This is a genomic window from Parabacteroides sp. AF21-43 (genome assembly GCF_003635435.1).
In the GTDB taxonomy this organism is placed as follows: domain Bacteria; phylum Bacteroidota; class Bacteroidia; order Bacteroidales; family Tannerellaceae; genus Parabacteroides; species Parabacteroides distasonis.
Genome location: NZ_QTMG01000027.1, coordinates 26,476 through 51,263, shown reverse-complemented (window position 1 = coordinate 51,263; position 24,788 = coordinate 26,476). Strand labels below are relative to the sequence as shown.

The following is a 24,788-nucleotide window of genomic DNA, read 5'->3' as shown; positions in this document are numbered from 1 at the left end:
GAAAAGCTGTAACTTTGGCACGTTTATTGTATTAACATATACAATGATGAATGTATATATGAAAGAAAAGACGAGAGTATTTTGCCAGAATTCGTTTGATGACTTGGATGACAATATTGGTATCGTAATGCCAATTCTTACAGAATGCGATGTAGATGAGGATTTCACAGAAGGAATAGAGAAAGTTGGAGACACTATACCCATTCTTCCGTTAAGGAATATGGTACTCTTTCCGGGTGTTGCCTTGCCGGTGATTATCGGGCGTCCTAAATCGATGCGCCTGATCAAAGAGGCTGTACATAAAAAGAGTTTGATCGGAGTTGTTTGCCAGAAAGAGATGGATACGGAAGATCCGGTTTTAGAGGATTTATATACTACCGGGGTAATCGCTGACATCGTTCGTGTCTTAGAGATGCCAGATGGTAGCACTACTGTTATTCTTCAAGGTAAGAAACGCTTTGAATTGAATGAGTTGACCGAGACAGATCCGTATCTTTCCGGTAAGATCACCGTGTTGGAGGACACGAAGCCGGACAAGACAGACCGCGAGTTCGAGGCTTTGATCTCAACGATCAAGGATTTGACCATCAAGATGCTTGGGGCCGTGGCTGAACCTCCCCGGGATTTGATCTTCTCGATCAAGAATAATAAGAATGTCTTGTATGTGGTCAATTTCTCTTGTAGCAATATACCGAGTGGATCGGCCGAGAAACAGCAATTGTTATTGATCGGGGACTTAAAAGAGCGTGCGTATCGGTTACTTTTTATCTTGAACCGCGAGTATCAGCTGGTGGAGTTGAAAGCTTCCATCCAGATGAAGACACATGAGGATATCAATCAACAACAAAAAGAATATTTCCTTCAACAGCAGATCAAGACCATTCAAGAGGAATTGGGCGGGAATATCAATGAGTTGGAGATAAAAGAATTACGGGAGAAAGCCAGTCGTAAGAAATGGCCTGCCGAGGTAGCGCAGGTCTTTGAGAAGGAATTGCGAAAATTGGAACGATTGCATCCGCAATCTCCGGATTATTCCGTACAGACGCAATATGTCCAGAATATCGTTAACTTGCCGTGGAACGAGTATAGTAAGGACAATTTCAACTTGTCTCATGCCCAGAAGGTCTTAGATCGTGATCATTATGGTTTGGAGAAGGTGAAAGAGCGTATTATCGAGCATCTGGCCGTATTGAAGCTGAAAGGGGATATGAAATCTCCGATTATCTGTTTGTACGGTCCTCCGGGAGTCGGCAAGACTTCATTGGGGCGTTCCATCGCAGAGGCTTTGCGCCGTAAATATGTACGTGTCTCTTTAGGTGGATTGCACGATGAGGCCGAGATTCGCGGACATCGTCGTACCTATATCGGTGCTATGTGCGGACGTATCATCCAGAATATACAGAAGGCGGGAACATCGAACCCTGTCTTTATCTTAGATGAGATCGATAAGATCACGAATGATTTCAAGGGGGATCCGGCATCCGCTTTATTGGAGGTCTTGGACCCGGAGCAGAATAACGCGTTTCACGATAATTATCTGGATATCGATTACGATTTAAGCAAGGTGATGTTTATCGCTACCGCTAATAATTTGAATACGATTTCCCAGCCATTGCTGGATCGTATGGAACTGATCGAGGTGAGCGGTTATATCATGGAGGAGAAGGTAGAGATCGCAGCGAAGCATCTCGTGCCTAAGCAGATGGATGTACACGGCTTGAAGAAAGGTTCCGTGAAATTCCCCAAGAAAACCTTACAAGTGATCGTTGAAGCCTATACACGCGAGAGCGGTGTCCGGGAATTGGATAAGAAAATCGCCAAAATCATGCGTAAGCTAGCCCGTAAGGTCGCTAGCGACGAGCCTATCCCGACGAGCATTAAGCCGGAGGATTTGTATGAATATCTAGGGGCGGTCGAATATTCCCGCGATAAATATCAAGGGAATGACTATGCCGGCGTGGTTACGGGATTAGCTTGGACGGCTGTTGGTGGTGAGATTCTTTTCGTGGAGTCGAGCTTAAGTAAAGGTAAGGGGTCAAAGCTTACTTTGACCGGGAATCTGGGAGATGTGATGAAAGAGTCTGCCATGTTGGCACTTGAGTATATCCATGCGCATGCGGCTCAGTTTAATATTAACGAGGAGTTGTTCGAGAACTGGAATGTGCATGTCCACGTACCGGAGGGGGCGATCCCGAAAGACGGACCGAGTGCCGGAATAACGATGGTGACTTCTCTTGTCTCCGCCTTTACTCAGCGTAAGGTGAAAAAGAACTTGGCTATGACCGGCGAGATCACGTTGCGTGGGAAAGTGCTTCCCGTAGGTGGTATCAAGGAGAAGATCTTGGCGGCTAAACGTGCCGGGATCAAGGAGTTGATTCTTTGCAAGGAGAATGAGAAGGATATCAATGAGATCAAACCGGAGTATTTGAAAGGCTTGGTGTTCCATTATGTGAGTGATATTCAACAGGTGGTAGATCTTGCGTTGCTGAGAGAAAAGGTGGATAATCCCTTGTTCTGATAACGACTTTTTAGGCATATATAGGTGTGGGCTTATACGTATATACGTGTAGGCCCATATTAATATCGGTGTAAGCCTATACGTATATACGTGTGGGCCTACGCCGATATAGGTGTTTTTAAGGGAAGCGTATACTTCTATTTAGAGCATTTCCGTAGGAATTCCAAGCTGTTGCGTATCTCTTGGATATCGGATTTGAAATCATCGTACTCAATGGAGATAAGCCCGTTGAAATGCTGACGCTTCAGCTCGTTGACGAACGCTTTTACCGGTAAGATCCCGGTTCCCCATGTAGCGTCTTCCATCTTGTCGGTGAGGTCTTTCAAATGTGCCACCTTGATGCGTCCGGATAACTTCTGGAGATTTTTGAGCGGATCTTCACCCACCCGTTTCCAATGGCCGATATCGGCGCATACTCCCATCAAGGAAGAACGGCCTTTCAGCGCTTTCTCTACCACCTCGGCACTTGCGTAAATGCATGGACTCGGATGGTTATGGATCGCTACCTCCATATCGTACTTCTTGGCGAGGGATTCGATGTAGTCTAACTGGTTTAACTCCGGTTCGACAGTCACGATATGCGCGCCTATTTTATGAGCGAACGCGAAGAACTTATCCCATTCCTCGTTAGTCCCATAAGAGGCTACACCAAAGGCGATCGGCTTGATTCCCCTTTTCTTGAACTCATGGCGTAATAAAGCGCAGTCGTCATCGCTCAAGTCGTAATTTAAATACGTCTCTTTTGGGAACGGAGCGCCCAATTCTTGGAAAAAGAAAGCCTCCGCATACCCCATGCCCAGTTGTTGGGTCTTATCCAAGGTCTCCATCAACGTAAGATTGTGGAAAGTCCAAGTCTGTATACCCACCTTCCAGTCCGCTTTTTGCGCCGCCAGCTGTACGGCCTGCCCAAGGAGCATGACCGTACATAGTGCTAATATAATATATCGTTTCATACTTATACCGGCATTTCCGGAAGGCTCCAGCCTTCACGATAGGTATGTCTGATATATTCGTTGGCAGCCTCTAGCGCATTGAACTCCGCGTATTTCGTATCGAAATAGGGGTGACCGTCTATCACCTTGAAATCATCGCTGGTTACGATCTTCAATACGTCGGAAGAGGATATATTGGTGAAACGCATGTTTTGGGCGTCCCACATCAATTTCTTGTTCAAGCCTTGCAGACGGATCGCTAATACACCCAATAGCACCATCTCGTTGAATGGTCCGGAATAAGCGAAGTTGGAAGTTCCTTCCACACGGTTCTCCGGCGATTCTTTACAAGCACGGATCCAGTCTTGCTCATGGAAACCGTCAAAGTATCCGGTAGCGTTCGGGATACGGCGCAAATAGGGGGTTACTTGAGGTACACGGCCGGATAATAACCGGGAGTTGAAACCTCCGCAATCGCAGATCAACGTGTCTTTAGTACCTACGAAGATACATCCACCCAAACCGTCACGCATCATATCTACACCATCCGGTAATAAGTCCGGACGCTGAGGAAGCATACCGCCATCGTACCAATATACTTTCACTTCCGGCAAGGCTACCTTTGGAAGATTGTCACGAGCCGGGAAGCGGAATTCTACCACCTCCGATTGAGGAGCGGATTCCGTATTGATCTGGGTAGAACGGCCTTGTACACGATCCGGATAACCTAACTTCAAGGATTGGTAAACCGGGTCGAGTACGTGGCAAGCCATATCTCCGAAAGCTCCGGTTCCGAAATCCCACCATCCACGCCAGTTCCAAGGGGTGTAGATCTCATGGAACGGACGCATGGCGGCCGGGCCGATAAATAAGTCCCAATTCATCGTCTTCGGACAACGTTGTTTTTCGGTTGGGCGCTGTAATCCTTGCGGCCAGATCGGACGGTTGGTCCATGCGTGTACTTCTTTTACTTCACCGATCTCTCCGTTCCAGATCCATTCGCATAATTGACGGACACCATCGCCGGAGTTCCCTTGGTTACCCATCTGGGTCGCTACCTTATATTTAGCGGCGAGTTTTGTCAATAAACGGCTCTCGTAAACAGAGTGGGTAAGCGGCTTTTGGCAATATACGTGTTTACCCATTGTCAAGGCCGTGGCCGCGATCGTGGCATGAGTATGGTCCGGAGTAGCTACCATGACACCGTCGATCTGGTCGCCCAACTCATCGAACATCTTCCGCCAGTCCCAATAACGTTTAGCGTCCGGGAATTCCTCGAAGCAGTTCTTCGCGTATTTCCAGTCGATATCGCAAAGCCCGATGATGTTCTCGGTTTTCATGCCGACCAAGTTCGGGTGGCCTTTACCACCGATACCGATACCGACAATATTCATTGTATCACTTGGTGCCTTATGGCCTAATCCAGCGATCGTTTTAGAGGGAACGATTGTTAGACCAGCTGCCGCTACGGCTGCTTTTTTCAGAAAATCTCTTCTTGATTCCATGTTGTATAATTTGTTTTTTAGTAGTTGCTGTTAGAAATTGAAACAGGAGGTTACCATTCTATGATCTGAAGGGTAAGGGGAGACTACCACGTCCGAGGTGGCCTCGCTTTCGCCTGTGATAAATGAGTCTGTTACCTTACATCCGGAATATAGTACGAAATCCAGACGGTCTAGTATTTCTTGTTCGCTAGGAACGGGAGTCCATGTATAGCCGGGTGTGGAGACCTCGTCCGGATGGATTGTCCGGTAGGAGTCGTTCATCCCGATCTCAGAGAAAGCCTTGGTTGCCGGCCACTCCACCTTGATCTTGTGGATACCGGCATCGGCGGCCCGTTGTGTCCAGTCCAAGAAAGAAGGCTCGTTAAAATCTCCTGTTAAAAAGACAGGATAACCTTCTTTCATGACTTGCTGTATATCCTTTTGATAACGAGTTACTTCTTCACGCCGGGCCTCGTTGGCGAACCGGACAGCTTCCTCCTCGGTATCGATAAACGGATAATCGCCATAAGGAATCCCATTCAATTGATAAGGCTGATACGGGATTATAATATAGATGGCAATTAAACATCCAGCAGAATTTGTCTTTGCCTACCTGTATCTTCACCCCGTAGCGGGAAGCCGTACTGTCGACGACCGGATAACGAGATAAGATATAATGTCCCTCCCCTTGGTTGAAAAGGTGGAAACCTAGGGATTCCGCGATTTCCGGTACATGATCGTGCTTGATGCCGTCTTCTTCATAGATATGCCCTTCTTGGATTCCTACGATATCCGTCTGGCTAGCCTCGATCACTTTCGCTGTCTGGCTAGGGGGAAGCTTTCCCCCTAGGGTATTCAACCAAATATTGAAACTACTGACTTTTACCGTTGCCGGCTTGTCGCTACATGCGCTCAATGCACAACAAAGTATGGCTACGCAGCATAAAATTTCACTTATCTTCCTCATGTTTCTCTGGTATTTACAGAAACAAATATATTAAATGTCCCGTTCTTTTCACTACTAAGACTTCTTAATTTATTTTACCATCGGCCAAGGAAACTTCGATACAAGCTGGATGCGTTGACCTGTAGCTTGTGATTTTCGGGCGGCCTCGATAATCTCTAATACGTGTAACGCATGCTCGACATTTATACGTGGTTCCGTGTTTAATGCCATGTGTTTGCTGATATCGGAAGCACCTTCTTGCCAAACATAGCCATTGGTGTCCGGAACGAAACGCTGGGGTACCGGATGATCCATCGTCGATAAGTCCACCCCGTTCGGTGCCCAGTCGTAACCTACCATATGCATATTGCCGTGTGAACCGTATAAGGAGATCGTCGCTTTCTCCTGTCCTTTACCTAAATGTCCGTATGGATCGAAATAGTTGAAACCACACTCGATATGAGAAAGGACTCCCTTTTCGTGTTCCATGATAATCATGGCATTATCTTCTTCTCGAACTTTGATCTTGCCCTTATCGTCTACGGTTCTCTCCGGGGTTACGATTGTAGTCATGGCAACAACGGATTTAGCCGGTCCCAATAATCCGGTTAGGGTAGCGATATTATAAACTCCTAAGTCGGGCATACTGCCACCTAGCGGTTCGTAGAAGAAAGCGGACCAAGAAGGACCTTCATGTCCGTAATGTCCGTGCGCGCATGCCAGATTACCTAGGGTTCCTTTATTGATTTGTTCGGCCATAAAGGCAAATTGAGGACTGTTTACAACGGCAGGCGCACCCCAGATACGAAGCCCCTTGCTAGTAGCGAGATCGTATAATTCTTTGCCTTCCTTATAGGAATTCGCCAAAGGTTTCTCGCTCCAGACATTTCTTCCTGCCATCAAAGCCTTACGGTTCAACTCTCCGTGAACCTGCATATCGGTCAATGTAAGCATCAAGTCGAACTTGGAACCGCTAAGCATATCATCGATATGCTTGTACCATTTAGGTATATTATATTGCTGGGCCGCCTTTTGAGCACGATCCGGTTTGATATCGCAACAAGCCACGATTTCTACATACGGGCATTTCGATATATGGGGAAAATATTGGGTAGATACACTTCCGCAACCGATAACGGCTACTTTCACCTTTTTATCTTCCGATTCGAATTTCTCCGCATAGGCGGAAAGGGGTGATAGTAGTGACGCGAGACTTGCCGCGGCCGATACTTTAAAGAATTCTTTTCTATTCATGGCATTGATTTCTTAATACAATTAGTCTAAATCCTTAATCTTCACATTCTTGAAATATACTTTACTTCCATGGTCCTGAAAACAAAGTTTACCGGTGGTAGAGATACCGTAATCGGGGAAAGCTTCCCATTTACCGCTATAACGACGCATCTTCCAATCTTCGGACCCTTCTTGGAAAGAGAATAGTTTTTCTCCGTTCAGCCAGTGCTCAACATATCCATCCTTGTAAAGTACCATAGAGGAGTTCCATTCTCCCGGAGGGTTCACCTGTTTGGTTTCCGGTACATACATAGCGTAGTTGCAACCCGTTTTCTGCCAGTCTTCCAATCCCTCTTTTCCGGTCTCGCTGACCCAAGGATAGTTATCGTCATCGATCAACTGGTATTCCGGGCCGGTTTCAAAAGGAGCTTTGTACTTAGGTCCTTCTTGTACGTGATATAAGAATCCGGAGTTTCCTTGCGCTCCGATTTTCCAGTCCCATTTGATCTGGAAATTATGGTAATTCTTAACGGTAACGATATCGGTACTTACCTTGATCGTAGTATCCGCTATCACGTCACCACCGTTTCCGTAGCCGACGATCACCCCGTCTTCTACCTGCCATCCCTTGACATCACCCCCGTTGAACATTTTCCAACCGGTAAAATCCTTGCCATTGAATAACAAGGTATAGCCTTCCGCTTTTTCTTCCTCAGTCAATACATTATCTTTTACTTCCGTGGATGAGGAACGACTTCCACATGCAACCATACACATCCCGTAAATGGTTACTAGAAAAATAGATACGATCTTTTTCATCTGTTAGAATATTTAGTTTGATTATCTCCTTATGATAACGCCATTTGATATGGTTTATTTGTTCATTGGCAAAAATACTGCACATAAAGGATTTGGATAATAGAGTATCTAGCTAAAAAAAATGGATTATCTTTGCGTTATTCAGTAACCATCTAAAAGTTTTGGTTTATGGCGAAAATAAAGCATGGTTTTTCCGGTCAGCGGTTGATTGTCTATCCTTTCTACATTATAGAACAAGCGTTGAACAACCCGTTGGTCGCGGACTTGGTCGTACACTCTATGGGGTATTTTCCGAAGGCGGAAAACCATTATATTGATCGTGCGTCCGGTTGTGGAGAGTATCTTTTAATTTATTGCACCAAAGGAGAGGGCTGGTACGTGTTGGATGGAAAACGATATGTCGTACCCGAGAATCATTTTTTCATCCTCCCGGCAGAGAAGCCCCATCAATATGGTTCGAGCGAGCATGATCCTTGGTATATTTATTGGGCACATTTTAAAGGGAAAAAGGCGAAGTATATCAGCGATCAACTGCAAGGGGTGATCCCGATCGACATGGATGATAATTCCCGTATCGGCGATCGTATCGCTTTTTTTGATGAACTATTGAATGTGTTGGAGAGTGGGACGGATGAGGCTACGGTTAATTACGTCAATTTAAGTTTCAATCATTTGATCGCCTCTTTCCTCTATGTGAAGACGTATAGGGAGGCTAAATTCTCCAAAAGCAAGGCGGAGAATACGTTCTTTATTAGTTTGGCGACCCACTTCATGACGGAGAATCTGGAAAATAAATTGACATTAAAGGAATTGGCCTCTCATTTCGGCTATTCGGAATCTTATATGTACAGGCTTTTCTTCAAGGAAACCGGTTATGCTCCGATGAATTATTTCTTGCATATGAAAATAGACCGGGCTTGCCAGCTATTATTACATACGAATATGAAGATCAATCAAGTCGCCTTGAAACTGGGCTTTGACGATCCCTACTATTTCAGCCGTATCTTTAAGAAGATAGTAGGGACATCACCCAAGGATTACCGGCACTCGTTACCGAAGTGAGATATTTACGATGAACCTAAACGGGAATTTAGGGCTGCCCTAAACGAGGGCTTAGGGATACCCTAAACGGGAGCTTAGGGCTGGCGGTATTTATTCCGGTCGGCTTCCGTTATTTCCCGGATTACACGGCAGGGATTGCCGGCAGCTATAACATTGGCCGGAATATCTTTGGTTACGACACTACCTCCGGCGATTACCGTGTTATCGCCAATGGTCACCCCCGGAAGGATACAGGCTTGCGCACCGATCCATACGTTATCGCCGATGGTCACGGGAAAAGCGTATTCCAAACCCTCATTACGTTGCTTTACGTCAAAAGGGTGGCCGGCGGTATAGATGCCTACGTTCGGGGCGATGAATGCGTTATTGCCGATACGAACTTTCGCTCCATCCAAGATAACGAGATTCACGTTGGCGAAGAAATTATCCCCAATCTCGATATTATAGCCATAATCGCATTGGAAAGGGGATAGGATAACGGTGTTCTTCCCTTTCTTGCCTAGAAAAGAGGTTAGAATCCGATCTTTTTCTTCCTCTTGGTCGGGGGGCAATTGGTTGTATTTGAAAAGGACGCATTTCGCTCTTTTCATCTCATCTTGAAGCTCACTATCATGATTCGCATTGTATAATAGACCTTCCGCCGCTTTCTCTTTTTCTGTTTTCATATGTCTCTTACTAAGATTTATAAAACGATGATTTGCGCGAAGATACTATTTTATTGGGAGGAGTTTATCCTCCGATTCGTATTTCCAAACCCATTTTTTCCCCCATCTCCTTAAAGGGGAACAGCTCTTCTTTGGCTAGCATTTGCTCGCAGGGATAAGGATAGGTGAGACCTAATTGCTCGTATTTATCTTTTCCCAATGTATGGTAGGGAAGCAGGTGTACGCATTTGATACGATTTTCTTTCGCCAGCATGAATATTTCCCGAAGCGTATTCTCATTGAAATTGAAACCGGGGATTACCGGTACACGGATCGTTACTTTATTAGCGCTCTTACTGGATATATACCGTAAATTCGTGAGGATCGTATCCAAGTTCGCTCCGGTTTCTTTCTGAAGTAAATCCTTGTCCGTATGTTTGATATCGAACAAGAACAAATCGATAAGCGGAAGCGCTTGCTTTATCTTATCAAGATTCACTTGCCCGCAAGTCTCTACGGAGGTATGCAGTTTCTCGTTCTTGCATTGGATCAGCAAATCCATCAATCCCTCGAATTGCGTGAAAGCTTCCCCTCCGGAAAACGTAACCCCTCCACCGGAATTCAGGTAATAATCCCGGTCACGTAAAAGGATTTCCATAACCTCGGATGAGGTAATTGATTCACCGACAAACTTAATAGCGTTCTGCGGGCATATACGCTCGCAAGCCTTGCACGCCACACAAGCCTGCCGATTAAATACCGGATAATGATCTTGGATGGAGATATTTCCCCGTGTACAAATCGCCTCGCAACGTCCGCATCCGATACATTTATTCTTGATATGGAGCAGATGCGGTTTCCTTTTCTGGGATTCCGGGTTGGAGCACCATGGACAATGTAGGGGACAACCTTGAAGGAAAACGACGGTCCGGATGCCCGGGCCGTCGTGAACGGCGAACCGTTCGATCTCCATGATTGATAACCTATTCTCGCTAACCTTATATTTATTCATCATATAATACCCTGCTTAAAAGTTCCTGTTGAATATTGGGAGATAAATCGACGAATACCGCGGAGAACCCGCTTACCCGGACGATTAGGTCCGGGTAATTTTCCGGGTGCTCTACCGCGTCTTCTAAAACTCCCTTATCTACTACAGTCACCATCAAATGGCAACCCCCTTTCGCAAAATAAGTCTTGAACAGGCTCTTGATGACAGCCCTGTTCTCGTTGAACATGGAAGGAGAAAACTTAATGTTTTGTACCGAGCCTCCATGATACTTGGCGTCGAACTTCGCCAAGGAATTCAGCATGGCCGTGGGGCCGCTTTTATTCGCTCCCCCTTGCGGATTATTGGCAGGATTCATATACATGCACGATAATCGCCCGTCGGGTGAGGCGGCGGTCCGGTTTCCCCATTCCGTGTTTAATTGATTATTGCTGATAACGATCAAGAAGTATTGCATACCGATGGCGATACCGCGATTGCGTACGCCTTTCGCTACGAACTCGTACAAATCGTTGGCCATCGTATCGGCAGTCTCAAGGTCGTTACCATATTTATCACAGTTTAGGCAATCTTTTCGTAAAGCCTCATAGCCGTTAAAATTAGCTAGCATGGCATCATTCAATTGCCGTAACGTGTATTTTTTTTGATTGAATACCAGATCCCGGATTACCCACAGGGAATCGGAAGTGTTGATATTGCCATACGTCTCGTTTGTCCCGCCTAGATAACGTACGCCTCCGTCCAAAAGCGCTTTTCCCCGTGCGATGCAATCATCGGTCAATAGGCTGGTAAACAAGAAACTTACGTGCTGGTTCATCACCTCATACGAATGGTATTGGGCTTTGACAGACAGATCCAGATAATAATCGAGTAAAGCCTTGTAACCGTCATAGAATTCCTCGAATGTCTGATACTCCTCTAATTTCTTTAGAGGTACCGGCCCGGATTTACGTTTACCGTCAATCGGGTCGATACCATCATTCATATAAATCGTAAGTAGTTTTAGTAAATTGATGCAGATGTTGGGCGTACCCGTACTTTGTCCTTGTATCACGAACTCGGTACACCCGAAAGGCACGTATTGTTCCGCTGCTTTCTCGTCTACACGCATTCCGTACATGACGGCCGGGACGTTTACGTCGTCATTGTAAAGGGTCGGGTAAGTAGCTCCCGCACCCAAAGCGTCCAACGCTTCGTCCCAGATTTCCTCGGAGGTATCTTTATCGAAACGCAAGGTGAATTGTGGCTCTACATACCTGCAATTTTTCGCTACTTTCATGGCGATATGCAGGAATACGTCGGCCTCTTTCGGATGTTTGCGTCCTTTACCGCCTACGATGATACGTCCGTTTACGGTTGTACGGCGATTTTCAATCATGGTCCAAAGCGAGTGGATATATCGGTATGCCTCTTCGTCGGTCAATCGCCCGGACTTGAGATCGGCTACTAAATAAGGGCCTAGATAATCATCCAGACGACCGTAGTTTATAACACCGGCCAACAAAGCGAATAACCAGAATAACTGCATCGCTTCATGGAACGTACCGGGTTTCTTCTCCTTGATGTTCTCTAGGGCTTGGCAGATACGCTCTAATTCTTTTTGCCTTTTCATGTTGGCTGAAGCCATTTGCTCTCTAGCGTCTTGCTGGAGATGAGAAGCACAATCTACAAAAATATCCAGACATTGGATGCCTGCTTTGTAAAAGTTATTATCGGGTTGCTCTTTGAGTTTCTCCTGTAAATCAGAGCGAAGGCCACCGATGCCCTTATCCAATAGTTTCGGGTAATCCAGCATCATTCCGGATAGACGTGCGGTAGCGATCATCGGGTATTCGCAGTCGATGAACATACCCAATGTATCCTCGGTGAGGACCTCCTTGTTGAATTGGGTCTTTAAATCGTGATCCAACCAATAATCATATAACGCATCCACCCGTTTTCGTTCAGTTTCATCCAGTTGTTGCTGGAAGGCACGGAGTTTCTTGAATACGCAATAATGCCCGACACCCCCTAAGGAAGTTACGCATCCGAACCCGATCGGTAGGAAGTCCGTACGTCCGGCGATCAAGTCTTGATTCGTGATCTTGCGAAATAGCGTGGGGTATAAAACTTTCAGGCATTCCACTTCACGTATCTCTTTGGGTAGGGCGGCACAGGCTTTATGGACTGCCGTATACCGCTCCATGATCTCCAGTTGTACGATCAGAGGTTTCTCGCAAGGTAATTTCTTGCTGATCTCTACGTTTTGCGCCCCTTCTACATTGAAATTTGCCATATGATTATTGTTGTTAATATTGTGTAGAGACGGGGCATGCCCTATCTCTACAAGCAGATGATTTTTTAATGTTTGCTTCTTTCGGCTTCCCGCCAATTATTTTGATAACCGGTTAGTAAGTCCGTAAAACGTTTCGTGATCAAGTGCGGACGGGTGATCGCGCTGCCTACTACTACGGAATGAGCTCCGAGGAAGATACATTTCATGGCATCTTCCGGCGAGTAGATATGCCCCTCCATAATGACGTAGGCCTTGCCCTTGAAGTCACGGCACATACGGGCGAACTCCCGTAAATCCGGTTGCTCGATATGTTTGGTAGCTTCCGTATACCCATATAAGGTAGGGCCAACGATATAGGCTCCCATTTCTACGGCACGTACGGCTTCCTCATAATTGGATACGTCGGCGAAGATGATCGCTTCCGGAATTTCCTTTTTCAAGATCGGTAGCAGTTCGTATGCCGGGCGGCCTTCATGAGTGATTTGGCTCGTACAGTCCAAGGCGATAATCTCGGCTCCGGCTTCCCATACCGCTTTAGCGGCCTCTAGGGTGGGAGTGATAAATACGTCCGTATCATCGTGCCAGATTTTCCAAAGCCCGATTACCGGCAAATCCACCTCTTTTTTGATCGCCTTGATCTGCTCCGGGTCGTTGGCACGGATGCCTACGGCACCTCCCCATTGGGCGGCTTTTGCCATTTTTACGACAAAGTCTACTGAAAAAGTCGGATCATCGTGTTGTACTTGACAGGATACGATCAGTCCTCCCTTGAATGAATCTAAAAGTTCTTTCTTATTTGTTTTCATATTTTTTTTCGTTACATCGTTTTCTCTAAAAGCGCGGCGCCGATTATTCCGGCGTCATTTCCTAATTCCGCACGGATAACTTGAGGGATACCTATTTCCTCGGCGGCGAAGGTACAAGTATGTAGTTTCTCGTTTAAAGGTTTCAACAGCAGGTCACCTGCATGTGCGATACCCCCCCCTAAGATGATTACTTGCGGACGGAAGATGGTTATGAACGTGGAGATTCCGGCGGCCAGTCTACTGATATAGTCATCGACGATCTGTTTAGCGAGGGAATCCCCTTGTTTAGCGGCCTCGAAAAGAATCTCTCCATTGACTTTATTTTCGTCTTCGCCGCAAAGTTTCCATATCAAGGTGTCCTTATTCTTTTGTAAGGTCTCTTTCATGATACGGATTAATGCGGTGGATGAGCAATAAGCTTCCAAACAGCCTTTTTGCCCGCAAGTGCAGCGTTCGCCATTGTATACCAATTTGGTATGTCCAAGTTCGGCTCCCATATTATCGGATCCGGAATAAATCTTCTTACCCATGATAATTCCGCCTCCAACTCCCGTTCCTAGCGTAAGCATGATGGCGTCGGTATATTGGCTGGCCGATCCGGCCAAGACCTCTCCATAGGTCGCGCAATTGGCGTCGTTGGCTATATAAGTAGGCAATGAGATATGCTTCTTTAAATAGTCGTAGATGGGGACATTCTTCCATCCGAAACAATTGGCATGTACCAAAAGGTTCGTCTTTGGATTTACGTAACTAGGCATGCCGATGCCCCAAGAAGAGATGTCTTCCATTTGCAAGCCTGCTTTGAGAACCGCTTTTTTGCTGACTTCCGCCATGTCGGTGGTGATCTCCTCGATCGTGCGTCCGGCTTGTGTCGGTATACTCTCCTTTGCGATAATCTGGTGATTCTCATCTACTACGCCAGCGACCATATTGGTACCGCCAACGTCCAGACCGAGATAATACTTGGTGCTTTCCATCTTTGCTCTTTATTTTATGAGGTCAATAGAGTGAATTATTTGTTGGCAAAGATAGAGGAGTTGTCTGCCCTAGACAATGTGAGGTTTAGCCTAAAATAATGGACTATTTTTGCATAAGTGCTCTCGCAAGCTTACGAGAGTACTTTAGAGAAGAGGTGTTATCGAGAGGAGACTTCTGTAATAACCTTCAAATATAGTGTGACTGTGTTTCTTTATGTTTAAAGAATCATATCGTAGGTCGATTCTATTATTTTTCTCGATGATGGAGCAAGCCTCTTTTATCATGGGCTTGAAGTCTTCTTCTGTTTTATCTTTGTCTCCGTTGGCTAGGTAGATATATAATTTTTTTTCTCCTTGATAGGTTTCCGTGAACACTCGTAACCTATCAATCATCATATTTTCGCTGTATTTATAGTTCGGTGATATGGCTATAATATAAGGAAATAAGTCTGGGTGTTCCATCATCGCATAAGTGACGAATGTCCCTCCCAACGAATGTCCGACTAAAATCCTGTTATTTCCCGCATGGTATTTTTCTTGGATGAAAGGGATTATTTCATTCGTTAATGACGAGAGCATTTCTTTTCCATGTCCCGGGTTGTCATATCTTTTTACCGATAAGGAATCTGTGAAAGGCGGGGTCAGCTCACTTTGCCTGTTTGAATTAAATATTCCAACAATAATACAGGGTATGTTGGGATGTGTCAACTCGAATGTTGAACAAAATAAATTGAATGTGGGGGGATATTGTGCGTCTAAGACATAAATAGCGAGTAAAGAGTCACTTTTAAGGCTACCATCTACTCCGCTTAAATAGACTTGCATTTCACGGGTCTCTTCAAAATAGTCTGAGTTGTAGATATATCGACTCCCTAATGCCTGCATCAAGTAGAAATCGGCTTGCGCATGTATCCGGCATATTCCTGAGAATAATACGATAAGAAAGAGAAGAACTGTTTTTGTTTTCATAAATAGTGATATCTAGAATTATGCAAATATAGCGAAAAATAAAGTCTTTAAGTATGTTTAAAAAAAGGACCGGACGATGGGTATCGAACGGTCCTTTCTTTAATCTTTATGTCGTATGCTGTTATTCTGCTTCTTTTTCAGCAGCTTCCTTTTCTGCCGGAGCATCTTCCGGGGTAAAGTCAGTGATGCCTGCGTTGATCAAGATGTTATACCAAGAGAGTAGTTTCTTGATGTCGCTCGGATAAACACGCTCACGATCATAGCTAGGCAATACCTCGGCAAAGTACGCACGCAATTGGTCCGTCGTGGCTTTAGAAGGTACCAAAGAGGCGGCTTTTCCCTCTTCTTTATTCTTTACGCTAGTCAATACCTCATGCAAAGGCACTTCTGTTTCATCCGTATAGATTGCGATATCGCCTAATGAGATTACTTTATCTTTTGCGTATGCGGGTACTCTCTTGTTATCAGTCAGCGATTCAACGATCAACATGTTTTTTCCATGGGAAACCAGTTTATACAGACCGGGTTTTCCCGAAATAGACAAAATAGTCTTCAACATAATGTTTTTTATTTTCTATTAGTGTTAAACTTCGAGGTGACAAAGGTAATAAGAAAAAGTGGAATTCTTCCGTCATGAGGACAGTTAACTTCGTTGGAGAAGTATCTTAGGTGCATCGACAAAGTATCTTAGGTTCGTTGACGAAGTATTTTAAGTTCATTGGATGATGAAGGTAAGATGCTGTAAAAGCCACTCGTCCCGCTATCGGTGATTATTGGGATTGAAGCCAACATAACAGTTTGCCTACTTGCGGTATAAGGGCCTGTCTGTTGTCATTATAGATAACGTAATCGGAGCGATCTTTCTTTTCCTCGTCCGACATTTGGCTGTTGATTCTGCGTTCGATTTCTTCTCTCGAGGTTGAGTCCCTCCCCAAGGCTCTTTCGATGCGGAGTTCTCTTGGGGCATAGACCATCAAGCTTATGTCTACCACTTTGTAGAAACCGGATTCGAATAATATGGCGGATTCGATGGCACATAAAGGGGAAGTCTGTCTCTCTACCCAAGCCGAGAAATGACGGTTTACCTCAGGATGAATGATCTGGTTGACCTGTTGTAATTGTTCCGGATTATTAAAGATGTGGGAGGCTAGAAGTTTCTTGTTCAATCCCTCATTCGTATAAATCTCCGGACCGAAAAGGGCTGTTAATTTCTCACGGATAACCGGGGAGTTATTTGTCAGCCATTTACTTTCCTCGTCCGCTATGTATACGGGTACACCGGATAACGCTAATAAAGAGGCTACGACGGATTTGCCGCTCCCGATCCCTCCTGTAATGCCTATTTTAATCATGCTTATTGTTGTGTTCCAAAATAAATTCTACCTTATCTGGCAATAAGGTTGCCGTATGTACCCAGTCTGGTTTCTTGGTGAGTTTGACGGGTAGGGTACCAGATACGTTTTGCTCCAGATCCTCAAAAGGTATATGAATCGAGAACATATCTTCCGAAAGTCCTTTGAATCGGGACAAGGGCACACTGCAAGTCACTTTTACGACCGCCGGAAACATACGTACCGTATAATGTGGCGGTATATGACTGCAAGAGACAGGTATTTCCAATGTCTTCTCCGTGTACTCCTCTATCGGAATCGTGATAGATACGTTTTCCGGATCGAAGTTAACGCCGTCTACTTTGATTAGTTGTACGGTTCTCGTAATGTTTTTATTCGCTTTTTTAACTTCAGTGAAAGCCGTCTTGACCGAGGTCAACGTATCTAAGATCGCTGCGGTGGCATAAGCGTTGATCTTTTGGGGATTGATTTGGATATCCCCGGATAATTGAAAGCCGGCTTCCATATGAATATCACCATTAAAAACGACCTGTATTTCCTTATGGACCCGCTGACTGAAATCCATATCTATTTGTTGCGGATCAAAACTTTGTAATGCCGTAGTGGCTATCAATTGTTTTTGAATATCGTTCTCGATCTGCCTTTTACTTACTTGAACCGAACCATTTTTCTCCTTCGTATTCTTCATGTTCACTTCGATCGGAGCAAACGATCTTCCAAAAGTATAGTTGAGTAAAACGCTACCCTTGTCTTTTACCTTTGCGGTAATCGTTTCCACCTCAGGGGCATTAAACGCTATATCGGCAGGTACGTTCTTATACTTAACCGGAAAAACAAGTTCTATCTCATATTCCTGCTGCAAGCTTTGGAGTAGCCAGAAACCGAAAGCCAAAAGGGCGAAAAAGAAAAAGACCAAGACCTCTTTCCATCTGTCTCCGTGGAAAAAAGCCTTAGTCTTTGCTTGGATAGACTTGAAGGAATTTTGTATGTTCTCAAGTCGTGACATATTCTGTAGTTAGATTATTTCTGCTGCTGAGCGTCTTCCGCTGAAGCGAAAATAGAAGTTTTATCTACACGGATACGTACTCCATCCGCTACCTCGATTAGCATATAAGTATCACCGATCTCTTTGATCTTTCCATAGATACCTCCGGCGGTAATCACTTTATCGCCTGTTTTCAACGCCTCACGTGATTTCTGGATTTCTTTTTGTTTCTTTTGTTGCGGACGGATCATGAAGAAATAGAAGATAGCTACGATAACTACCATCATCAAAATACCGGACCACTGACTTCCTCCAGCTGGAGCTTGAAGTAAAATACTGAGTAAGTTCATACTATAATAATCGTTTTACAAGTTAATATCAATAATGATATGCACAAATGTAATGATAATAATTAATCTTTGAGCAATAACTTCTCTTTTTTTAATTCGTTGACTATTGAATCCAGAATTCCGTTAATGAATGTTCCGCTTTTAGGTGTACTATAATACTTTGCGGCATCGATATATTCATTTAAGGTAACGTTGATGGGAATGGTCGGGAACGATAAAATCTCGGCTAAGGCGACTTGCATGATGATCAAGTCCATATTGGCGATACGTTCGGTTTCCCAATTCTTCATATGTTTGTCGATGCGTTCACGATATTCCTTACCTTTCAACAAACTTTGACGAAATAACTTGATTGCGAAAGCCTTGTCTTCCAAATCCTTGAACATTGGCAATAAGGCTTGTTTACTACCTTTCTTCTCCTCGAATTTCTTGATAGTCTTCAAGGCGAAAGTCTCTACGATCTCAATATCGTCGTTCCAGTAGATGCTTTTGTCTTCCAGATATTCCTCTATCATCTCGTTCCCACAGATTACTTTCTTGAAGATCTGGCGCCAGAACTCACGATCCGTCTCGTACGAGTCTTCTTCGTTTTTCAAGTATTCGGCGTAAATTTCAGAGCTTAAGATCGTATCCAATACGTTTTTAACAAACTCCTCGTCGTTACTCCATGAGAGACCTTGCTCGTCCACATACTTTTTCAACGTATCGTTTTCCGCTAATTGAGCGACAAAACGATTGTCTACGAAGCGTGTATTCGGGTTTAACTCCTCATCGGTAGGCATGTATTTGCACTTCCGGGTGTCAAGGATCCTTCTTTGCAGGTTGGTAACTTCGATAATTAGGAGTAAGAAATAATAATATAAGTCATATGACTTCTGAAGGCTGAAAAGCAATTCGTTTTCCGCAACTTTGAGGTCACCGTTTCCGTTTTGATAGTAAGAGTATACTATCTGTAAAACTTTAATGCGGATTAAAATTCTGTTGATCATCGTTTGAAGGAACTTCTTATTATAAATTAGGCTGCAAAGGTAGTCGTTTTTTCCATAAAAGAATCCGGATTTACTTAATTTTATATGTGTTAGATGATATTTTACAAATTTAGCCTCAATGGGCGTATTTTCGATCGTTAAAATAGTTGCTAATTAAAAAAAAATGCACATATTTGAAGCAAGTTATATAAAGTGGGTGGTTTTTTAACGAATGTTAGCTGTCATGGAAGAATCAAGGAATAAAAAACATGTTGAAGGTGGCGACAGGGAGATTCTATACTCTAAAGCCATTAAAGCGGGAAAACGGATTTATTATCTGGATGTGAAGAGGAATTTGAAAGATGACCTATTCGTTGCCGTTACGGAAAGTAAGAAAATTCAATCAAAGGATGGTTTGCAAATCTCATTTGAGAAGCATAAGATTTTCCTTTATAAGGAGGACTTTGAGAAGTTTATGGAGGGAATGCAAGATGTAATCAGTTATATCAAGAACTCAAATCTGAAGAAATCCGCGGAAGACGTGGTGGAACCTGAAGAGGAGGAAACGATTCATGGCGATTCCTCGGAGGAGGATATGGCTTCCGGTGCTATAAAGTTGGATATTGAGTTTTAATGTAACACGAAGAGAAAAAGATAACGGGCTGTTTTACTCATGGAGAGAAACAGCCCGTTATGTGTTAGGAGCTTTCCGCAAAGGAAAATCCTATTCTTTGCTGCGAATTATTCAGCCGGGTGGATAGCCTCTGTAGGACATGCGTCAGCGCAAGTTCCACAATCTGTACACATTTCAGGGTTGATGCTGTATTTATCACCTTCTGAAATTGCTCCTACCGGACACTCATCAATACAAGTTCCGCATGCAATACAATCATCGCTAATTACGTAAGCCATTTTTTTAAACGTTTAAATTGATAACTATTAGTAGGTGCAAAAATATAGCTTTCTTTCTATTTAAAAAATATCTACTGGCTTATTTTCTTCAAAAATCTTCTTTTTTGCAATATCTTTGTCGGGTTTTCGTTATTAAACAAAATAGGTTGAGATTTGAGACGATTATTACTTATATTATATGTGGTAAGCTTGGCTACCATGGGAGCCATGGCTCAAAAGGAAAGGGTGAGGAATCAGCCGTACGCTGATTTGAAATGGCTTCATCTGGGGTTTCATGTGGGTATTCACTCGCAGGATTTGTTATTGACCCATACCGGTGTCATGACCAATGGAGAGACTTGGTTCGCGGAGATTCCTTCTTACTCACCCGGCTTTAGTGTCGGGGTGATCGGAGATATGTATATGAATCCTTATTTCAATTTACGCTTCACGCCTTCTATCCATTTCGGGGATAAGAAATTTAAGTTTCGGGAACAGGCTACGGGAGAGGAATTCATCACGAACGTTCGTTCCAGTTATCTGAATTTCCCCTTAGACGTTAAATATACGGCTTTACGCTTGAATAATTACCGTCCTTATTTGATCGGCGGTATCTATGGCTCCGTGGATATAGGCCGTAAGAAAGGTAATCCGATTCTATTGAAAAGCACGGACTTCGGATTTGAGTTTGGCTTGGGATGTGATATCTATCTACCCTACTTTAAGTTATGCCCGGAGCTGAAATTCTGTTTCGGATTGGTTAACCTATTGGAGAAAGATCGTCCGGACTTGGTAGATCAAGCAAATATCAAATATACGGATGCCTTATCGAAAGCTACATCCCGTATGGTGATCCTGACATTTAATTTCGAATAAATAACTCGATATAGATATAAGCGGCCGGAATAGCCATCATTACGCTATCGAAGCGATCCAGCATGCCTCCATGTCCGGGTAATACATGCCCGGAATCTTTCACGCCTAACGTACGTTTCATCAAAGATTCGATCAAGTCGCCCCAAGTCCCGAATACTACGATCGTGCCGGCTAATCCAAGCCATGTGTACCAGTTTGTGGCCGGCATGAACCAAGCGAATATTTGGGAGGTTATTAATACGAATGCCAACCCTCCGTAAAAACCTTCCCAGGACTTCTTGGGAGAGATACGTTCGAACAATCTTCTTTTTCCAAGCATAGATCCCACTAGATAAGCTCCCGTATCATTTACCCATACGAAAACGAAAATAGCCAAGGCAAAATAGGGGATATGTACGATCTCGCCCGGCGTATTAGGTACCGATGTAATAAAGTTTAGCAGAGAGAAAGAGCCTGCGCAATAGATTTGACCGAATAAGGTCAATGCCCAGTTATTGATTGGATTACTGGCTTTATCGTAAAGCTCGGTGATCATGGTATACATTAAGAATAAAAGATAGGGGAGAAATATATTGCCTCCAATCAAGCCATTGGCGTAACCGAATGTGGCGGCGAAGAGGTAGGCTCCCCCCAAGGAGCTGACAAATCGTTTGATGGCGGCATTCTCATAATGTTTAACCAATCCGTAGAACTCCCATAGAGAAAGTCCGGTAATGAGTCCAAATACCGTAAGAAAATAATAGGAGTGGAAATAGATCGCACCGACTAATACCGCGACGAAAATGATGCCAGTCAATGCACGTGTAATCAGATTTTTCAAAACAATAGTGTTTTTGCTTGTTTGTAATTTTGGCTGCAAATATAACTAATAAATTGATAATACAGCAATAAGGAAGGCTGGATAGTAACTTTTGATCAAAGATACGCCCCAGCCTTACTTGTTATGAATGTCTTGACTTTGGTCAAGCTATTTTCCCTGTCTTGTTTTCTTCAGTAGGAGTATCGGTTACGTTTTCCGTTGTTGCGTCCGCTTCCGCCTCCTTATCCGCATTCTCCTTGTTCTTTCCGTTAGCCTTTTCCTGCAACTCCAGAATCTCTTGGGAACGGGAGATCCAGGCTCGTTTCCCGAAGATATGCTCTACATCTTCCGAGTAGATTACCTCACGATCCAATAATACCTGCGCAAGTTTACTATGTCCTTCCTTATTCTCGGATAATATCCGTTTTGCCCTGTCGTATTGCTCATTGATGATCTTCTGTACTTCCGTATCGATCAATTTCGCGGTCTCCTCACTATAAGGCTTGGTGAATCCCCAATCCTGTCCGGTGGAGTCGTAATAGTTCAAGTTTGGAAGTTTATCGCTCATACCGAAGTAAACGACCATCGCATATGCTTGTTTCGTGACACGTTCCAAATCGTTGGATGCGCCTGTGGATATTTTTCCCAAGACTAATTCCTCTGCGGCACGTCCTCCTAAGGTAGCGCACATCTCATCCTGTAATTGCTCGCGGGTGGTGATCTGTCTCTCTTCCGGCAAATACCATGCCGCACCTAATGCCTTACCACGGGGAACGATTGTCACCTTAACCAGCGGATTGGCATGTTCCAACAACCAACTTAACGTAGCGTGACCGGCCTCATGGTTTGCGATACATTTACGTTCTTCCTCCGTCGTGATCTTCGAACGTTTTTCAAGACCACCGACAATGCGGTCTACCGCATTCATGAAGTCTTCTTTCTGTACGAATTTCTTTCCGTTACGGGCGGCGATCAAAGCGGCCTCATTACAAACATTAGCGATATCAGCACCCGAGAAGCCCGGAGTCTGCCTTGCTAAGAACTCAGCGTCTACGCTTTCATCTATCTTGATCGGACGCAAATGCACCCCGAATATCTCTTTACGTTCATTCAAATCCGGTAATTCAACATGGATTTGTCGGTCAAAACGTCCGGCACGCAACAACGCTTTATCCAAAATGTCCGCACGGTTTGTAGCGGCTAAGATAATAACACCACTGTTAGAGCCGAAACCATCCATTTCGGTCAACAGCTGGTTCAACGTGTTCTCACGCTCATCGTTGCTATTCATATTCGCGTTCTTCCCACGGGCACGGCCTACCGCATCGATCTCATCGATAAAGACGATACAAGGAGATTTTTCCTTCGCTTGGCGGAATAAGTCACGCACACGGGAGGCGCCTACACCGACAAACATCTCCACGAAATCAGAACCAGACAAGGAGAAAAACGGCACATTAGCTTCTCCGGCAACAGCCTTCGCCAATAATGTCTTACCGGTTCCCGGAGGGCCTACCAATAATGCACCTTTGGGTATCTTACCTCCTAATTCGGTATATTTTTCCGGATTCTTTAAGAAAGAGACGATTTCCTCTACCTCTTGTTTCGCTTCCGCCAATCCGGCGACATCCTTGAATGTCACCTTACGGTCATTATCTTTATCAAAAAGCTGAGCTTTTGCCTTACCAACGCTGAACACGCCACCCGGACCTGCGCCGGTACCACCGGACATACGTCTCATCAAGAACATCCATACACCGATCAATAAGATAATCGGGCCAAATGAAACCAAGAAATTCCAGATAGCGTCATCGCCTTCCTCGAACCGGACTTGTGTATCGATGTGACTATCGGCTACCGCTTTGTCATAGAAATCGGAAAACTTGTCGGCCGACGGGATCTTTACGTATACTTTCGGAGAAACCCCGATTTTAGAAACGTCCATATTCCCAAAGACCTGTTCAGTCTTTCCATTTTTCACTGTAGCCTCCACCAAGTTCTTCTTGTTGTAGACTGTCATTTTATCGAATACGTTTTCCTGCGCTAGTTTCTGGAACTCTGTCCAGCCTAGCTCTTTCGCTCCCGAAGAATCATTTGTCATGTATAGGGCAACAAGCATGATGAAGATCAACCCGTACATCCAATACAAATTAAAGCGGAACATCTTAGGTTTCCCGCCCTTCGGTGTTTTATTAAATATATCGTTTTTATTTTCCATAAGAGATTATCATCAAATATTTAGGCCGGCTTAATCAATGTTAGGTACTTGTATAACCTTCGAGTCTGCCCAAAGGTTCTCTAAGTTATAAAATGCACGTTGTTCCGGCAGGAATATATGTACAAGAACCGTGCCATAATCCATGCCGATCCATTGAGCGCCCTGTGTACCGTCAATGGATAATGGTTTCTCGTTCGCGTTCTTGCGTGCGAAATCCCATACGGAATCAGATAACGCTGAAACTTGGGTAGGAGTGTTTCCCTCACAAATAACCATATATTGACAAATGGCACCAGAAGTCTGGCTTAAATCTACTGTTACAATATTTTTGCCTCTTTTTTCTTGAAGGCCTTCAACAATCGTTTTTACTAATTCTTTTGTTTGATCCATTTATTTCTATTGATATAATTTTCCAAGTCGCAAATATACTTCTTAATTCGTTACATACGTCTTTTTCTTTCATTAATATATGTGTAATACCTTGTTTGAGACTATCTCCTCGATCGTTATAAGCTTTTAAAAAAACACGTACGTCTTTTTGAGAAAACATGTACGTGTTTTATCCGAAAGACGTACGTGTTTTTTCTGGACATTTTTTTCGAAGGTTTATTTGCAAATTTTGAAAAAGTATATACCTTTGCATCCGCTAACAAGAGAGTTGGTGATTTGTTAAAT

At 44.2% G+C, this 24,788-nt stretch carries 25 protein-coding genes; 4 read left to right on the top strand and 21 right to left on the bottom strand.

Going from position 1 to position 24,788, the window contains the following annotated elements:
• Positions 1-46 precede the first annotated feature (46 nt).
• Positions 47-2,518, top strand: a complete 2,472-nt coding sequence (gene lon / locus DWX84_RS16710) for an endopeptidase La (protein ID WP_022192022.1) — start codon at positions 47-49, stop codon at positions 2,516-2,518.
• 137 nt (positions 2,519-2,655) lie between these two features.
• Here the strand turns inward: lon and DWX84_RS16705 are convergent, their stop codons facing one another.
• The 6 genes from DWX84_RS16705 to DWX84_RS16685 form a co-directional block, all read right to left on the bottom strand.
• Complete coding sequence (locus DWX84_RS16705; protein WP_044544664.1) at positions 2,656-3,471, bottom strand: sugar phosphate isomerase/epimerase; 816 nt, start codon at positions 3,469-3,471, stop codon at positions 2,656-2,658.
• Between the two features lie 2 nt (positions 3,472-3,473).
• Positions 3,474-4,955: a Gfo/Idh/MocA family oxidoreductase gene (locus tag DWX84_RS16700; protein WP_005864916.1), complete on the bottom strand. Its 1,482-nt coding sequence runs from the start codon at positions 4,953-4,955 to the stop codon at positions 3,474-3,476.
• A 30-nt stretch (positions 4,956-4,985) separates the two neighbouring features.
• Positions 4,986-5,477: an endonuclease/exonuclease/phosphatase family protein gene (locus tag DWX84_RS21925; protein WP_229103517.1), complete on the bottom strand. Its 492-nt coding sequence runs from the start codon at positions 5,475-5,477 to the stop codon at positions 4,986-4,988.
• Entirely contained in the window at positions 5,395-5,901 is a 507-nt protein-coding gene (locus DWX84_RS21920; protein WP_229103518.1) for a hypothetical protein, read from the bottom strand. Before DWX84_RS21920 ends, DWX84_RS21925 begins: the two co-directional genes overlap by 83 nt.
• Before the next feature lie 69 nt (positions 5,902-5,970).
• Positions 5,971-7,134 (bottom strand): Gfo/Idh/MocA family protein, encoded by a 1,164-nt coding sequence (locus tag DWX84_RS16690; RefSeq protein WP_048927660.1) that lies wholly within the window; start codon positions 7,132-7,134, stop codon positions 5,971-5,973.
• A 21-nt stretch (positions 7,135-7,155) separates the two neighbouring features.
• Positions 7,156-7,932 (bottom strand): DUF1080 domain-containing protein, encoded by a 777-nt coding sequence (locus DWX84_RS16685; protein ID WP_005854859.1) that lies wholly within the window; start codon positions 7,930-7,932, stop codon positions 7,156-7,158.
• Positions 7,933-8,100: 168 nt separating this feature from the next.
• Between DWX84_RS16685 and DWX84_RS16680 the strand changes: the two genes are divergently transcribed.
• Positions 8,101-8,994 carry an AraC family transcriptional regulator gene (locus DWX84_RS16680; RefSeq protein WP_005864921.1) on the top strand — a complete coding sequence of 298 codons (894 nt, stop codon included), beginning with the start codon at positions 8,101-8,103 and terminating at the stop codon, positions 8,992-8,994.
• Positions 8,995-9,068: 74 nt separating this feature from the next.
• Here DWX84_RS16680 and DWX84_RS16675 read toward each other — a convergent pair whose 3' ends face one another.
• From DWX84_RS16675 to nusB, 11 genes are all read right to left on the bottom strand, one after another.
• Positions 9,069-9,659: a sugar O-acetyltransferase gene (locus DWX84_RS16675; protein ID WP_005854862.1), complete on the bottom strand. Its 591-nt coding sequence runs from the start codon at positions 9,657-9,659 to the stop codon at positions 9,069-9,071.
• 64 nt (positions 9,660-9,723) lie between these two features.
• On the bottom strand, positions 9,724-10,653 hold the full coding sequence (locus tag DWX84_RS16670; protein ID WP_048927661.1) for a glycyl-radical enzyme activating protein: 930 nt from the start codon (positions 10,651-10,653) through the stop codon (positions 9,724-9,726).
• The gene (locus DWX84_RS16665; RefSeq protein WP_048927662.1) at positions 10,643-12,922 is read right to left on the bottom strand and encodes a pyruvate formate lyase family protein; all 2,280 of its coding nucleotides are present in this window, start codon (positions 12,920-12,922) and stop codon (positions 10,643-10,645) included. The genes DWX84_RS16670 and DWX84_RS16665 overlap by 11 nt, the downstream gene beginning before the upstream one ends.
• 65 nt (positions 12,923-12,987) lie before the next feature.
• On the bottom strand, positions 12,988-13,728 hold the full coding sequence (locus tag DWX84_RS16660) for an N-acetylmannosamine-6-phosphate 2-epimerase (protein WP_048927663.1): 741 nt from the start codon (positions 13,726-13,728) through the stop codon (positions 12,988-12,990).
• 11 nt (positions 13,729-13,739) lie between these two features.
• The gene (locus DWX84_RS16655) at positions 13,740-14,705 is read right to left on the bottom strand and encodes an ROK family protein (RefSeq protein WP_005864930.1); all 966 of its coding nucleotides are present in this window, start codon (positions 14,703-14,705) and stop codon (positions 13,740-13,742) included.
• Positions 14,706-14,849: 144 nt separating this feature from the next.
• The gene (locus DWX84_RS16650; RefSeq protein ID WP_048927664.1) at positions 14,850-15,674 is read right to left on the bottom strand and encodes an alpha/beta hydrolase; all 825 of its coding nucleotides are present in this window, start codon (positions 15,672-15,674) and stop codon (positions 14,850-14,852) included.
• A 121-nt stretch (positions 15,675-15,795) separates the two neighbouring features.
• Positions 15,796-16,233: a DUF5606 domain-containing protein gene (locus DWX84_RS16645; RefSeq protein WP_005854873.1), complete on the bottom strand. Its 438-nt coding sequence runs from the start codon at positions 16,231-16,233 to the stop codon at positions 15,796-15,798.
• Between the two features lie 211 nt (positions 16,234-16,444).
• On the bottom strand, positions 16,445-17,026 hold the full coding sequence (gene coaE, locus DWX84_RS16640) for a dephospho-CoA kinase (RefSeq protein WP_048927665.1): 582 nt from the start codon (positions 17,024-17,026) through the stop codon (positions 16,445-16,447).
• Positions 17,019-18,032: a YbbR-like domain-containing protein gene (locus DWX84_RS16635; RefSeq protein WP_005864938.1), complete on the bottom strand. Its 1,014-nt coding sequence runs from the start codon at positions 18,030-18,032 to the stop codon at positions 17,019-17,021. Before DWX84_RS16635 ends, coaE begins: the two co-directional genes overlap by 8 nt.
• Before the next feature lie 14 nt (positions 18,033-18,046).
• Positions 18,047-18,361 carry a preprotein translocase subunit YajC gene (yajC, locus tag DWX84_RS16630; protein WP_005864940.1) on the bottom strand — a complete coding sequence of 105 codons (315 nt, stop codon included), beginning with the start codon at positions 18,359-18,361 and terminating at the stop codon, positions 18,047-18,049.
• A gap of 62 nt (positions 18,362-18,423) precedes the next feature.
• Complete coding sequence (nusB, locus tag DWX84_RS16625; protein WP_005864942.1) at positions 18,424-19,350, bottom strand: transcription antitermination factor NusB; 927 nt, start codon at positions 19,348-19,350, stop codon at positions 18,424-18,426.
• A gap of 223 nt (positions 19,351-19,573) precedes the next feature.
• Between nusB and DWX84_RS16620 the strand changes: the two genes are divergently transcribed.
• A complete protein-coding gene (locus DWX84_RS16620; RefSeq protein WP_048927666.1) occupies positions 19,574-19,963 on the top strand; it encodes a DUF3276 family protein in 390 nt (129 codons plus the stop codon).
• 107 nt (positions 19,964-20,070) lie between these two features.
• Here DWX84_RS16620 and DWX84_RS16615 read toward each other — a convergent pair whose 3' ends face one another.
• Positions 20,071-20,241, bottom strand: coding sequence for a DUF362 domain-containing protein (locus DWX84_RS16615; RefSeq protein WP_005854886.1), 171 nt, complete (start codon positions 20,239-20,241; stop codon positions 20,071-20,073).
• A 153-nt stretch (positions 20,242-20,394) separates the two neighbouring features.
• Here DWX84_RS16615 and DWX84_RS16610 point away from each other — a divergent pair, with 153 nt between their 5' ends.
• Positions 20,395-21,096, top strand: a complete 702-nt coding sequence (locus DWX84_RS16610) for a porin family protein (RefSeq protein ID WP_008778155.1) — start codon at positions 20,395-20,397, stop codon at positions 21,094-21,096.
• Here the strand turns inward: DWX84_RS16610 and DWX84_RS16605 are convergent.
• From DWX84_RS16605 to rsfS, 3 genes are all read right to left on the bottom strand, one after another.
• Positions 21,083-21,916, bottom strand: coding sequence for a phosphatidate cytidylyltransferase (locus DWX84_RS16605; RefSeq protein ID WP_048927667.1), 834 nt, complete (start codon positions 21,914-21,916; stop codon positions 21,083-21,085). The genes DWX84_RS16610 and DWX84_RS16605 overlap by 14 nt on opposite strands.
• A 142-nt stretch (positions 21,917-22,058) precedes the next feature.
• Positions 22,059-24,113, bottom strand: a complete 2,055-nt coding sequence (gene ftsH / locus DWX84_RS16600; protein ID WP_036612872.1) for an ATP-dependent zinc metalloprotease FtsH — start codon at positions 24,111-24,113, stop codon at positions 22,059-22,061.
• Positions 24,114-24,143: 30 nt separating this feature from the next.
• Positions 24,144-24,503 carry a ribosome silencing factor gene (gene rsfS / locus DWX84_RS16595; protein ID WP_005854895.1) on the bottom strand — a complete coding sequence of 120 codons (360 nt, stop codon included), beginning with the start codon at positions 24,501-24,503 and terminating at the stop codon, positions 24,144-24,146.
• Positions 24,504-24,788: the final 285 nt, after the last annotated feature.

Coding starts and splice junctions, on each gene's coding strand:
- lon (WP_022192022.1), top strand. CDS start 47: ATGAATGTATATATGAAAGAAAAGACGAGAGTATTTTGCCAGAATTCG.
- DWX84_RS16705 (WP_044544664.1), bottom strand. CDS start 3,471: ATGAAACGATATATTATATTAGCACTATGTACGGTCATGCTCCTTGGG.
- DWX84_RS16700 (WP_005864916.1), bottom strand. CDS start 4,955: ATGGAATCAAGAAGAGATTTTCTGAAAAAAGCAGCCGTAGCGGCAGCT.
- DWX84_RS21920 (WP_229103518.1), bottom strand. CDS start 5,901: ATGAGGAAGATAAGTGAAATTTTATGCTGCGTAGCCATACTTTGTTGT.
- DWX84_RS16690 (WP_048927660.1), bottom strand. CDS start 7,134: ATGAATAGAAAAGAATTCTTTAAAGTATCGGCCGCGGCAAGTCTCGCG.
- DWX84_RS16685 (WP_005854859.1), bottom strand. CDS start 7,932: ATGAAAAAGATCGTATCTATTTTTCTAGTAACCATTTACGGGATGTGT.
- DWX84_RS16680 (WP_005864921.1), top strand. CDS start 8,101: ATGGCGAAAATAAAGCATGGTTTTTCCGGTCAGCGGTTGATTGTCTAT.
- DWX84_RS16675 (WP_005854862.1), bottom strand. CDS start 9,659: ATGAAAACAGAAAAAGAGAAAGCGGCGGAAGGTCTATTATACAATGCG.
- DWX84_RS16670 (WP_048927661.1), bottom strand. CDS start 10,653: ATGATGAATAAATATAAGGTTAGCGAGAATAGGTTATCAATCATGGAG.
- DWX84_RS16665 (WP_048927662.1), bottom strand. CDS start 12,922: ATGGCAAATTTCAATGTAGAAGGGGCGCAAAACGTAGAGATCAGCAAG.
- DWX84_RS16660 (WP_048927663.1), bottom strand. CDS start 13,728: ATGAAAACAAATAAGAAAGAACTTTTAGATTCATTCAAGGGAGGACTG.
- DWX84_RS16655 (WP_005864930.1), bottom strand. CDS start 14,705: ATGGAAAGCACCAAGTATTATCTCGGTCTGGACGTTGGCGGTACCAAT.
- DWX84_RS16650 (WP_048927664.1), bottom strand. CDS start 15,674: ATGAAAACAAAAACAGTTCTTCTCTTTCTTATCGTATTATTCTCAGGA.
- DWX84_RS16645 (WP_005854873.1), bottom strand. CDS start 16,233: ATGTTGAAGACTATTTTGTCTATTTCGGGAAAACCCGGTCTGTATAAA.
- coaE (WP_048927665.1), bottom strand. CDS start 17,026: ATGATTAAAATAGGCATTACAGGAGGGATCGGGAGCGGCAAATCCGTC.
- DWX84_RS16635 (WP_005864938.1), bottom strand. CDS start 18,032: ATGTCACGACTTGAGAACATACAAAATTCCTTCAAGTCTATCCAAGCA.
- yajC (WP_005864940.1), bottom strand. CDS start 18,361: ATGAACTTACTCAGTATTTTACTTCAAGCTCCAGCTGGAGGAAGTCAG.
- nusB (WP_005864942.1), bottom strand. CDS start 19,350: ATGATCAACAGAATTTTAATCCGCATTAAAGTTTTACAGATAGTATAC.
- DWX84_RS16620 (WP_048927666.1), top strand. CDS start 19,574: ATGGAAGAATCAAGGAATAAAAAACATGTTGAAGGTGGCGACAGGGAG.
- DWX84_RS16615 (WP_005854886.1), bottom strand. CDS start 20,241: ATGGCTTACGTAATTAGCGATGATTGTATTGCATGCGGAACTTGTATT.
- ftsH (WP_036612872.1), bottom strand. CDS start 24,113: ATGGAAAATAAAAACGATATATTTAATAAAACACCGAAGGGCGGGAAA.
- rsfS (WP_005854895.1), bottom strand. CDS start 24,503: ATGGATCAAACAAAAGAATTAGTAAAAACGATTGTTGAAGGCCTTCAA.